This window comes from Thermaerobacillus caldiproteolyticus (assembly GCF_015326725.1).
GTDB classification, from domain to species: Bacteria; Bacillota; Bacilli; order Bacillales; family Anoxybacillaceae; genus Thermaerobacillus; species Thermaerobacillus caldiproteolyticus.
In genome coordinates this window covers 1,044,105-1,056,801 of sequence record NZ_CP064060.1, presented here as the reverse complement: position 1 = coordinate 1,056,801, position 12,697 = coordinate 1,044,105, and the positions used below count along the sequence as shown (strand labels likewise).

Annotated in this window: 11 protein-coding genes and 1 pseudogene; 2 read left to right on the top strand and 10 right to left on the bottom strand. The window is 37.2% G+C overall.

Annotated features, from left to right (window positions below):
• Nucleotides 1–697: 697 nt before the first annotated feature.
• On the bottom strand, nt 698–1,768 hold the full coding sequence (locus ISX45_RS05215; RefSeq protein WP_181556889.1) for a nitronate monooxygenase: 1,071 nt from the start codon (nt 1,766–1,768) through the stop codon (nt 698–700).
• Nucleotides 1,769–2,703: 935 nt separating this feature from the next.
• On the opposite strand from ISX45_RS05215, the pseudogene ISX45_RS05210 reads away from it, so the two are divergent.
• Together ISX45_RS05210 and ISX45_RS05205 are read left to right on the top strand one after the other, a co-directional pair.
• Nucleotides 2,704–3,778: pseudogene (locus ISX45_RS05210) on the top strand (IS1595 family transposase).
• Nucleotides 3,779–3,837: 59 nt separating this feature from the next.
• Complete coding sequence (locus ISX45_RS05205) at nt 3,838–4,050, top strand: DUF6366 family protein (RefSeq protein ID WP_194520151.1); 213 nt, start codon at nt 3,838–3,840, stop codon at nt 4,048–4,050.
• A gap of 392 nt (nt 4,051–4,442) precedes the next feature.
• Here ISX45_RS05205 and pcp read toward each other — a convergent pair whose 3' ends face one another.
• From pcp to ISX45_RS05160, 9 genes are all read right to left on the bottom strand, one after another.
• On the bottom strand, nt 4,443–5,045 hold the full coding sequence (pcp, locus tag ISX45_RS05200; RefSeq protein WP_181556887.1) for a pyroglutamyl-peptidase I: 603 nt from the start codon (nt 5,043–5,045) through the stop codon (nt 4,443–4,445).
• Between the two features lie 64 nt (nt 5,046–5,109).
• Complete coding sequence (locus ISX45_RS05195) at nt 5,110–5,478, bottom strand: DUF3899 domain-containing protein (RefSeq protein ID WP_194520150.1); 369 nt, start codon at nt 5,476–5,478, stop codon at nt 5,110–5,112.
• A 68-nt stretch (nt 5,479–5,546) separates the two neighbouring features.
• On the bottom strand, nt 5,547–7,181 hold the full coding sequence (locus tag ISX45_RS05190; protein ID WP_194520149.1) for a peptide ABC transporter substrate-binding protein: 1,635 nt from the start codon (nt 7,179–7,181) through the stop codon (nt 5,547–5,549).
• A 69-nt stretch (nt 7,182–7,250) separates the two neighbouring features.
• A complete protein-coding gene (locus ISX45_RS05185) occupies nt 7,251–8,210 on the bottom strand; it encodes an ABC transporter ATP-binding protein (RefSeq protein ID WP_194520148.1) in 960 nt (319 codons plus the stop codon).
• Between the two features lie 3 nt (nt 8,211–8,213).
• Nucleotides 8,214–9,227, bottom strand: a complete 1,014-nt coding sequence (locus tag ISX45_RS05180; protein ID WP_181556883.1) for an ABC transporter ATP-binding protein — start codon at nt 9,225–9,227, stop codon at nt 8,214–8,216.
• Nucleotides 9,228–9,242: 15 nt separating this feature from the next.
• Nucleotides 9,243–10,187, bottom strand: a complete 945-nt coding sequence (locus ISX45_RS05175) for an ABC transporter permease (protein ID WP_194520147.1) — start codon at nt 10,185–10,187, stop codon at nt 9,243–9,245.
• A gap of 2 nt (nt 10,188–10,189) precedes the next feature.
• Complete coding sequence (locus tag ISX45_RS05170) at nt 10,190–11,116, bottom strand: ABC transporter permease (RefSeq protein WP_194520146.1); 927 nt, start codon at nt 11,114–11,116, stop codon at nt 10,190–10,192.
• Between the two features lie 32 nt (nt 11,117–11,148).
• Nucleotides 11,149–11,997, bottom strand: coding sequence for a M55 family metallopeptidase (locus ISX45_RS05165; protein WP_181556881.1), 849 nt, complete (start codon nt 11,995–11,997; stop codon nt 11,149–11,151).
• 151 nt (nt 11,998–12,148) lie between these two features.
• Complete coding sequence (locus ISX45_RS05160; protein WP_181556880.1) at nt 12,149–12,595, bottom strand: Lrp/AsnC family transcriptional regulator; 447 nt, start codon at nt 12,593–12,595, stop codon at nt 12,149–12,151.
• Nucleotides 12,596–12,697 lie beyond the last annotated feature (102 nt).

Below are 12,697 nucleotides of genomic sequence, written 5' to 3'. Positions count from 1 at the left end.
TGACCGATCCCCCTAAAAACGTCCGTCTTATTTTATTAGATAACACCTCCTAAAATATACGTACAATTTATAGTTTCACCTCCTTGTTTTATAAAATCATTAGGTTTTTCTTTCAAACTCCAGATTACTTCGGTCTGTATTTCCCTTATTAAATCAGCGTTGTAATCACTATTTTTATATTTAAATATGTATGTCTTTCATTTTATCATCAAACAAAATTTGTACGTATGATTTTTTAACTACATTTTAACACGTATTTTATTTTTTGCAATACATTTTTTCGGAAATTTCAATCTTTTGATGAATAGCGGTGAACGAAACTAACCATAGAAGTTCGATATTCAATTCATGTTAAATCCAATGATAAAAATTCCAATATATCAGTCTAATTTTTGTGTACATTTAGGAAAATAGATTTTTTGCTTTATGTAGAACAAATTTGCAGAAAATGATAAAAAGAGACATGAATAGATGCCTTGGTTGGTATACCAAACTACCCAAACAAGGAGATTCATGTCTCTCGTATTGATCAAATTGACAATATATTATCTTCTTAGTTATTCCAAGTCTGTGATGAACCATCTCATTGAATGTATTGATTACGAAGTTTACCGAGGAGTATCTGGATTCCACTAAAAGTGAGATTCGAATGGCATAAGGATACCTCGTTTTTTCTTCTAAATGTAAATGGTCTTGCTTATCTACATTCTTTTCCCCTATCTAATCGCTTTATTACATTCTTTACCGCTTCGTGAGTCTGTTTCATCAGTAAATTAACAAGCTCCGCTGCCGGCATTTCTGTCGAGAAACGATAACCTTCTCCGGCCCATAAAGACATAACATGCGGATCGTTCGCCTGCGCAGCAGCTTTACGAAGCCCTTTTGTCATATGATGAACGTGCGGGTATGCCGCTGGGGCTTCGCTATCATATTCAGTAAGAAAGCGGTTCACTAATCCTCGAGCGGGACGCCCCGTGAAGGCGCGCGTTACAGCTGTTGCACCAAATTGCGGATCCGTAAGAGCAGCCTTATGCACCGGATGTGCACCGCTTTCCGGACAGCGCAAAAATGCAGTTCCTAATTGGGCTGCACAAGCTCCTGCCGCAAGAACAGCAGCGATATCCCGGCCATGCATGATGCCACCGGCAGCAATAAGCGGTAAGTCCACCTCTTCGCTAATTCGTCGTAAAAGGACAAGAAGGCTTATGGTCTCATAACCGGAAGCATGGTTAGAAAACGTTGCACGATGACCACCAGCCTCCGGACCTTGCACACACAGCGCGTCTGCCCCGGATTGTTTGGCTATAACCGCTTCTTCCAGTGTCGTAACTGTCACTATAACATAAGAACCACGCTTTTTGAGGTCATTAATCACATCGGATGAAGGGCATCCAAACGTAAAGCTTACTACTGGTACTCGCTGTTCGCAAAGAACCTCAAGCTTATCTTTCCAACCATCGTCGTCCCACATTGGCTGACCAAGATTTACATCAAGCCGATCGGCTTCTTTCTCCAGCTTCTCCTTATACCGAGAAATTGCCTCGACATTCACCTCTTCATCATTAGGGACAAAAAGATTCACACCGAACGGAGCGTTTGTCAACTTTCTAATTGCAATGATTTCCTCACGCATCTCCGCAACCGTCTTATATCCTCCAGCCAAAAACCCAAGCCCTCCTGCCTGCGATACAGAAGCAGCAAGTAACGGAGTTGATACGCCTCCAGCCATAGGGGCTTGAATAATCGGAATCGAAAGGGAATGCAACATAGTATGTCCACCTCTCTAGTTTTTTACATCTTACCTATATTTTCATGATGAACAACAAAATTTCCTGCAAAAAAATGAACAGCTATATACGCTGTTCGTTCAATCGTTCTCGTTTTTTACGTGCTTCCCTCTGTTCACTTGAGCACCCAATGGTTGCCCATTCGAGAACCATGATCCATTCATACGTCCATACTAGACTTTAAAATATTCGCCATATCTAGGATCGGTTAAGTCAGAGAGAAAAGCGATAAGTCCTGCCATATCGGATCAGATCGGTTCATCACCATAGTTTGTCATTTAAGAGAAACGATCGGAAGTCTGCAGGGTGCACACCACAGAAAAAAGTAGTAAAGATACTTATCCTGATTTTGTTGATTGTCTTTCTACTATCTTTTTATAGATTGTAGGTTAAGCAATATGTTTCTCTTTTTCTCTCCAAAAAACAATCAATATTGTAGTGAATAATCCTAATGTACCTGCAAAGTAAAAACATGCGACAATTCCGATCGCCGAATTCAACATTCCAGTAAGAAATGGCCCAGAATACAGAGTTTGCAAAGGGAAGTACAGAGAATTGTGACCTGACCAAGAGACTCTGTGAGCATGACTACCAAGCTAGAAACCCAGCAATATCAAGGGCTGGCTTCGCACAAACGAGGCTATCGCGCTTACCTCTCCATGTAAAAATCTCTGAACTTTTATTTTGTAATAAATAGAATACAAAAACAAATTTAAATATAGGGCAAATAGATTTTTATCCAAAACAATTTATCAAAATAAATTTTTGAAAAATACGAGCAGATTGGTGCCATATATGTATCACTATCCCAGAAGATTTTTCAATTAGGCTCTGTTCAATTAAACTGTTGATATTTGACTTTTACGAACATTAGTTCTAAAATGCTGATAAGAATATATGTTCGGAGGTGTTTGTTGTGAATGTATCTGATATTATTCGTGAGATTCAAAAACTACCGTCTGCTAATAAAGAACGTGTTTTAAATCACTTTAAATATTTGTTAATGCCAATGCACGATACAAGACCAATCTTTCAAGAAGTTACAGAGCGCAAAGCAAAAGAAGGGCTTTGTTGTATTCATTGTGGCGAAAAAAATGTCGTTCGCTTCGGAAAATTTGAAGTAAACAATGGACTAACAAAAATCAAACGTCAACGTTATCGTTGCAAAGATTGCAAAAAGACATTCACTGAAACGAACAAAACACCTATTTACCGAGTAAAGAAAGTCAATCGTTGGTTAGAATTTATTGAGTGTATGTTAAACGGATTAAGCCTTCGAGAATCGGCTAAAAAACTGAAAGACATTACACATACAACACTGTTCTATTGGCGACATAAAATCCTGTCTGCTATTGCTCAAATTGATGTTGCTTCCTTTGAAGGCATTGTTGAAATGGATGAAACATACTTCCTTTATTCAGAGAAAGGAAGTCGTTCTATTCAAGGTCGTAAGCCTCGCAAACGTGGTGGAACATCGCAATTTAGAGGGATTAGTCATGAACAAGTTTGTGTCTTAGTAGCCCATGACCGAACGAAAAATACTTTCGTTAGGTTACTTGGTCGTGGGCGTATTCAGAAAACACAATTAGATAATGCTATTGGTCATAAACTAAATGATACGACTGTGCTGCTATGTACAGATGCTTGGCGAGCGTTTAAAGCCTATGCAAATGAAAAAGGTCTTACTCACTATCGTTTCAAAACGGGAAAAGAACGCACAAAGGGAGTCTACCATATCCAAAACGTGAACAACTATCATCAACGATTGAAACAATGGATACAACGATTTAAGGATGTTGCAACAAAATATCTGCAACACTATTTGGCATACTTTAATTTCTTGGATAAGATTGCATTTGATACAGATGAACGTAGTATTCGCATTTGCAGTAGAGAGTTGTCTATATCCAATCAATGAAAAAATACAACAATTCCAGCATAAAAGGGTTTTGGGAATAATTGTCGAAATTAAATCTATAATAAGTAAATAGAAAAAAGTTGTTCATATTGAATAATTGGGCAAGATAAATTTAAAGTGGAAGGTGTGTTCATGTCAAATAGAAAAGAAACTCCAGAAGAACAGCGTGAACGTTTACGTCAAGAAGAATTAAAAAATAATCCTTCGGGCACATTTAGAGATGGCTTAAATCGAGCAGATAATACGAATTTAGCAGATTTAGTCGGAGGATTAGGGTGGAAAGGAACGGGCATTTTAATATTAGTTCTTATAGGTGGATATTTTTTATACAAATTATTATTTTAACAGTAGGGTACAATTTTAATTTATTCGTTTTTTGAAAAATAAGCGTATTCAAAGTTAATTTTGAGTACGCTTATTTCTTTCTAATAAAATCAACAATCAAGTTAAACAGAACCTTCAATTATTATGTTCGATAACTACGATTTTTTCTATCTTTTCACGATTCCACCTACACCCGAAAGGTAACAAGAAAATAATTATGTCAACAATAAAACCCTTGACGAAAGCGCTACCCAATTTTTGATCCACCAAAACTTATCATTCGGATTCAGCATCAATAATAGATATAAAGGATAACTATTCGCAAAAAGAAGACAGGAGATTCCCTTTTTATATCAACTAGTTATTTGCATTTTTAGATGCTTGAAAGCAAAAACTACTAAATCTCACATCATCTAGTCTAATGATTCAATCATACATATAACCGCTTGATATAAATCGTTTTGTGACCAACTTGGAATGTTTGGGTGTTGAATCGCCAATTCATGTGAAGCTGGAATATGAACAAAACCGGCTCTTACGTTTCGATTTTCACTATAAATTTTATGTAAGATTGAATACATCACATTGTTACACAAATAGGTGCCTGCTGTATTAGAAATTTGCGCTGGATATCCATTTTCGTTTAACACATTAACGAAACGACGGATTGGTAAGGTAGAAAAATAGCCAGCCGGTCCATCGATTTCAATCGGTTCATCCTGCATCCGCACCCCGCGATTATCAGGTCCTCCATCTTTACAATTAATCGCAATGCGTTCCGGCGTAATTTTTGTACGTCCAGCCGCAAGACCAAGAGAAATGACAACTTCCGGTTGTATATTTTCAAAGTATTCAATGCATTTTGTTGCCGATTCTGAAAAATCAACCGGCAATATCCGTCCATAAATTTCATAGCCTCCGATTGTGGTACCATCGAGATTTTTTACAATTTGTTCCGTTGGATTCACGGAAAAATCTAAAAACGGGACAAAGCCCGTTACCAACAATTTTTTCATACATGTTTCCCCCCTAAAAACGAATAGAGAATCCAATTTTTCGTATCATTCTATCAATAATCTTTTAATAGATAAATAAATATGCGATGGAAAGAAAAATAGAGCCTGTACCGATACCTAATAAAATCATTTTTAAACCATTCATCGTCGAGGTGCGCCAATGATTTATCAAGGCGTCATTGGCTAACCTTTTTTCTTCCTGAATTAATGCTCTTGGCTTTGGCAGAACAAAATGATAAACTTGTCGAAATCCTTTTAGAAACGAATCTAAAAAACCTGTCTGATAGACAAAAATACTTATCCCCGCAACAAATATCGCTAAACCATATAAAAAGCATTGATTAATAAAAGTTAATGTATTCACTTCATATATGATTTTAATCATTAGTAAAACGATAACTGTAAAAAGGGTAGAACCTAAATAAGCAAACATAAAAAACTCCCCTTTTAGCTGAGAGGGAAGATCTATTTCGGATGAAATAAATCTTCCCTCAAAGGCGATTAATCAGCTATTTTCTTTGCCCAGCGTACGTCTGGATAACGATTAATAGGATAAACGATGCCTTTAAACTTTTTAGAAGTTAGATAGTTTTGCGAATAAAAGTAAACTGGCATAAATGGCATGTCTGCCATTAATACTTTTTCAGCTTCATGAAGTAATTGAAAACGCTTCGTCTCATCCTGTTCCACTTTTGCTTGTGCCATTAGGTTATCAAATTTCTCATTTACCCATTTTGTTCTATTATTCGGGCTGTCACCCAAGTAATAGTCTAAGATAACGGTTGGGTCAACAAAGATTCCAATCCAGCCCATACGCGCCATTTGGAAATTAGATTGGGCTGTTGTTTCTAAATACGTTTTCCACTCTTGGTTAGCGAGCTTGATTTTTACCCCAAGAGTATTTTTGATCATTTCCTGCACTGCTTCTGCAACCTTTTTATTATTTTCAGCAGTATTATACATTAGAGTTACTTCAGGTAACTTATTCCATCCTTCTTCCTTCATACCTTCTTGTAATAGTTTCTTCGCTTCTTTTGCGTTTTCTTTGAAATATGTGCCGCCAACCTTGCGGAAATCACCGTCCGGAGTATTTACTCCATATGGAACAAATGCATATGCTGGAGTTTCCCCTGATTTTGTAATATTATTCACAATCGCTTTACGGTTAATAGCCATTGCAAAAGCACGGCGGATCTTTGGATTATTAAACGGCTCTTTCTCTACGTTAAACATAAACATATAGGTCCCAAAATAAGGTACAATTTCAAACTCTTCACTATCTTTTTCTTGTGCAATCACATCAGTAGGTAAAGTTTGAATTAAATCAAGTTCACCTGTTTTGTACATTTGATAATATGTTGTTGCATCGTTCACCATTTTCCATGTAACTTTTTCCATATTAATTTCATCTTTGTTCCAATAATGCTCATTCTTTTCAATTACAACTTCACTATTGTGTTTCCAAGAAGTTAATTTGTAAGCTCCGTTACTTACATACCCTTCAGCTTCGGCGGCCCATTTTTTATTCGATTCAACTAAAGATTTCTTGACTGGGTAGAACGTCCACATTGTTAATAGCTTGTCAAAATAGCTAAGCGGCGCATCTAATTGAACTTGTAGCGTCTTATCGTCTAATGCTTTCACTCCAACCTCATCTACACTAGCTTTTCCTTTGTTATACTCCTCAGCTCCTTTAATATAGTACATATAAAAAGCGAATGCGCTGCCGGTTTCAGGGTTTAATACACGTTTCCAAGCATATTCAAAGTCTTGTGCTGTCACTGGATCACCATCGGACCATTTTGCATCTTCACGAATTGTAAAAGTATATGTTTTACCGTCATCAGAAACTTTCACATCACTTGCGGCCCCTAATACGGGCTCACCTTTTTTGTTTTTTGTGTAAAGTCCTTCAAACAAGTGATCGATTACCCAGCCAGATGTTGTATCTGTGGCAAGAGCTGGATCCAGACTCGGAGGCTCACTTAGAGCATTTAAAGTAATTTCTTGTTTAACATTTTTAGTTGCTTCCTCCTTCCTCTCCGCATCCGAGGAAGTCTGATTGCTGCTGCAACCTGCTAAAATAGTTGAAACTAATAGAAGCAATGCTAATAAATTCGAAAAAGCTTTTCTCACTTTTTTATCCTCCTTAATAAAATATTTTTATTTTAAATCGTATTGAGGAACACTTAGTAAATCTAAAATCTATTTGCTATACAAATGACAAGCAGTCCAATGATTTTCCTTTACTTCCTTCCAGCTCGGTTCAACTTTCGCACAAATATCCATGGCATACGGACATCTTGTTCGGAATCTACATCCACTTGGAGGATTAACAGGACTAGGAGGATCTCCTGACAAGATGATTCTCTCCCTTTTTTTTGCTAATCTAGGATTAGGTAACGGGATAGCTGACAACAATGCTTCTGTATATGGATGAAGGGGCTCCTCAAACAACTGTGAACTTGTTGTTAATTCCATCATTTTTCCTAAGTACATAACACCGATACGATCGCTTATATGCTTTACCATTCCAAGGTCATGAGCAATAAATAAATATGTTAAGTTTTCTTCGTGTTTTAAATCTTCTAGTAAATTGATAACTTGAGCTTGAATGGAAACATCTAAAGCAGAAATTGGCTCATCAGCAACTATAAATTTCGGTTTTACTGCTAGTGCTCTTGCAATACCAATTCGTTGCCTTTGTCCTCCACTAAATTCGTGAGGGAATCTTTGCGCATGTTCAGGTCGTAATCCTACTCTTTCAAGAAGGTGATAAACTAATTCTTGTCTCTCTTTTCCCTTTGCTAAACGATGTGCATCAATACCTTCTGCAATGATATCCTCCACCCTCATGCGAGGGTTTAATGACGCATGAGGATCTTGGAAAATCATTTGCATTTCCCGATTTAGCTTTTTTTGTGTCTTTTTGTCCAAGTCACCGAATTCATGGCCGTCAAAGCTTACTCTCCCAGAAGTAGCTGAATAGAGTCCAACAATTGTTTTTCCTAAAGTTGATTTTCCGCTTCCGCTTTCTCCTACTAAACCAAATGTTTCCCCTTTTTTAATTGAAAATGAAATACCGTCTACCGATTTTACTGTTTGGTTCGGACCGATTTTAAAGTGCTTTTTTACATTTTCTACTTGAAGGATCTCTACTGACATCGACTACTCCCTCCCTGCTGCAATTAGCGCTTCCACTTGGGGAGCTCTAGGATCGTTCAACCAGCACTTTGCTATATGTTCGTTTGAAATTTTGAATTCTCCCGGCATTTTCTCTACACAAATTTCCATGGCATACTTACATCTAGGGGCAAAAGGACAGCCTTTTGGCGGAGAAAAAAGGTCTGGAGGTGACCCTTCAATAGGTATCAATCGTTTCTTCTCCTTTACATCTGGCTTTGGAATCGATTCTAATAGTCCCCATGTATACGGATGCTTAGGTCGTTCAAATATATCGAAGACAGTTCCAGTTTCAACGACTATCCCGCCATACATGACAATCACCCGTTGAGCCATTTCTGCTACTACTCCCAAATCATGCGTGATTAAAATAATGGCAGTATTCATTCGTCTTTGTAAATCTTTCATTAGATCGAGAATTTGAGCTTGAATAGTAACATCCAATGCGGTTGTCGGTTCGTCTGCGATTAATAACTTCGGGGCACATGCTAGGGCAATGGCAATAACAACTCTTTGCCTCATTCCGCCGCTGAATTCATGAGGATATTGATTGTATCTCTCTGCAGCATTAGGGATGCCTACCAATTTTAAAAGCTCAATAGCTTTTTGTTTAGCTTCTGCTTTTGATAGTTTCTGATGTTTGATTAGACCTTCCGCAATTTGTTTTCCAATCTTCATTGTCGGATTCAATGATGTCATTGGATCTTGGAAAACCATGCCGATTTCCGATCCTTTTAATTTCCGCATCTCTCTTTTTGATAGATTTGTAATATCTTTTCCGCTAAAAGTGATTTTTCCCCCTTTTATTTTTCCAGGAGGAATGGGGATTAATCCCATAACCGTTTGAACGGTCACACTCTTTCCACTTCCACTCTCCCCAACGATGGCGACCACTTCCCCTTGATCAACGTGAAACGAAACGTTCCGAACTGCTTGAACTTCTCCTCCGTATGTTTTAAATGAAACCTGTAAATTTTCTACCTTTAATAAATGACTCATATGGAAGATCACCTCCTATTTTCGAATTCTTGGATCTAATGCATCCTGTAACCCGTCTCCGAAAGCATTAAAGGCAAACATTGTAAGCGAAATCATGAAACCGGGGAAAAACAATCTCCACCACTGACCGCTTAAAATAACACCTAATGCGTCATTAGCCATCGTTCCCCAACTTGCAAATGGTGCTTGTACACCTAATCCTAAAAAGCTTAAAAATGATTCAGCAAAAATTGCCTGGGGAATTGTAAATGTTAAGTTTACAATAATAATTCCTAATGTATTAGGAAGTAAGTGACGGAAAATAATTTTTGCGTGTGATGTCCCTAGCTTTTGAGCAGCCATTACATACTCTTGTTGCTTTAGTTGGAGTATTTGACCTCTTATAATTCTTGCCATACCTACCCATCCCGTAATAGAAAGGGCCGCAATGATTGTCCATAACCCTGGCTCCATGATTACCATCAGTAGGATAACGACTAATAGATATGGAATCCCATACAGTATTTCAACAATCCTCATTAAAATACTGTCGATACGGTCTCCTAGTTTTCCCCGACCTGCCATATATCCAGACACTCCACCAACGAGAATTCCCATTACTAAATCAATGAATGCTGCAACAAATCCGATGGTTAAGGATATACGTGCCCCATACCATGTACGAGACCACATATCTCTTCCTAAATCATCCGTTCCAAACCAATGTTTACTAGAAGGTGGTTTATTGCTATTCATTAAATTCTGATCTGAATAGTTATAGGGAACTAAATGCGGACCAATAATTGACATTAAAACAATTACAAGTAAGAGAGAAAATCCTAACATTGCTAGTTTATTTTTGACAATGTTAATAAGGACACCTTTCCAGAAGCTAAGACTAGGTCTTTGAATCGTATCCGGCCGAATCCTATCAGGATCAACTGGACGAAATAAAGCATCTTCTTCCTTGTGTGGAATCATTATTAATCCCCCTTACTTGTTAATTTGATTCTAGGGTCAATTAAACGATAGGAAATATCAACGATAAATAAGGTAATTACAAGAATAGTACTAAAAAAAACCGTTGTGCCTAAAATAACCGGATAATCACGATTAAAAATGCTATCAACAAAATATTTACCGAGCCCTGGTATCGCAAAAATTTTCTCAATGACGAAAGTGCCTGTAATTAAAACAACAAATAACGGGCCAATAAATGTAATGACTGGTAAAATTGCATTCCTTATCCCGTGTTTCACTACAATAGCAATAGGTGATAAACCTTTCGCCTCTGCTGTCTTTATATAATTTTGTTTCATCACTTCAAGCATACTTGATCTGATAAAACGGGCAATCACCGCCATGGGAGTAGTAGCCAAAGCAACAGATGGTAAAACGGAATGGGCCCACGTTCCCCAAGATGCTACAGGTAGTAACTTCCATTCAACGGCAAAATATTTAATTAATAAAGGAGCTAAAATAAAACTTGGTACAGAGATACCAATAATGGCAAGAAACATTGCTGCATAATCAAGAAAGCGATTATGATTTAATGCAGCGACAATTCCTAATAGTAAACCAAACACAAGAGCGATTATTAAAGATTGCAGGCCAAGAAGGGCTGAGACGGGAAAACCATCAGCAATTAATGTATTAACATCCCTTGTTTCAGATTGAATAGAAGGTCCTAAATCAAACATCAACAAATTTTTCATATATAACGCATATTGTACAGGCAAAGGTTTATCGAGGTTATATTTTGCTCTAATATTTTGTAATACTTCTTCTGGTAATACGTCTGCGTCAGAGGCAAAAGGATCCCCAGGAATAAATTTCATAATAATAAATGTCAAGGTTGCAATAATCCAAATTGTTAAAAACATAGTAAGTACCCGTTTGACAATATACATACCTACCCTCCCTATATAATCTTTATTTTTATTTAGGCATTTACACTTCCTAGCACTCCATTGGTTGCCGTCATAGCAATAATGACACAGCCCCACATATGTTTGTAAGCTGTAACGATGTCATCACAAGTAAAAGTAATAGTTCTAGGGCCAATTAATTTTACAGTTGGAAGAGTTGTTGTCATCAATGCTTGGTTTGGTCCTTTAAATTCAATTTCAAATGTTACAGGTCCCTCTACTTTAAGAGGAGGAATGTCTTTCGCCTTTTTCACGGCCCGTTCTGCTTTTTCTTTAATTAATTCTTGCGCTTTAACGGGATGAAGCAATTCTGCCGCAAAACGGTCAATTCCACGCTTTACCACTGCCGCTTCAATGTCTGGCAATGTTTTTTGAACCTCTTTTACATAAGCATCGTCACCAGTAATGAGAATAGCTGGCACATTGTAGTAACCCGCTACTAGAGCATTCATTTCTGTTTCCCCAACTATATGACCATTAATCTTTATTTCGTTTACACAAATTCCTGCTAAGCTGTGGCTAATAACCGTTCTTTCAGACCCGTTTTCACGCCCATGGTGCCCAACGAACATAATGCCGTCAAAGCTATCATCAAGTCCTTCCAGTTGACACATAACGCGGTTATTGCCACATATTAATCGGGCGCGAGGATCTAAATCTTCAATTAAAATATTGGACATATTACCGTGCCCATCTGCCACAACAACTTCTGTTGCTCCTCCAAAAAACGCACCTTCAATGGCTGCATTGACATCTTGAGTCATTAGTTTACGAAATCGTTGATACTCACTATTCGTTTTTAGTTGTTGGTTAGTTGCTACACCTGAAATTCCTTCCATATCCGCTGAGATAAAAATTTTCATAGTATTCACATCCCTTTACTCAATATTTAATGATAAAAAAAGTTGGATGCTCATTAAACGATAGAAACAATCGTTTACTATAGTTGCTTTCCAATCTCTTAAATCAATGACTTTCACAGGGAGAATGACAATATTCTAGACGATAGCGATATTAAATGTAATCAAACGTATTTTTATACACTTCTAATTGTATAATCGTATTCATTTCAATAATTCCTTGAATGCTATTTAACGTCTTCACTATATCTGTAATTTCATCTTGGCTCGGAACCGCAATTTGGATTAAAAGCTGATAACATCCAGAGGTTAGCGTAATATAGCGAACCTCCTTCAGTTCTTGCAATTGATCAATGACATCGAACAATTTTTGCCCCTCTACTTTTAGCTGAATGATGGCACCTGCCCGAATTCCTAGCGCAATCGGATTGACCACTCCCACTACTTCGAGAATTCCATGATCAATAAGATTTTTATATCTGGTGCGAACTGTTTTCTCTGTGACATTCAATTTATTAGCAATTTCCGTAAACGACATTCTTCCATCATTAGAGAGTAACTTAATAATTTGTCTATCTAGCTCGTCGATATCGTACTTCATAATTACTCCTTTTCTATACTATTTTTTGATTTTTGTATCTTAAAGAGTTAGTAAAGTCTAATTTAACTACCTGTTTACAATACAAAAAATATAATTTATTAT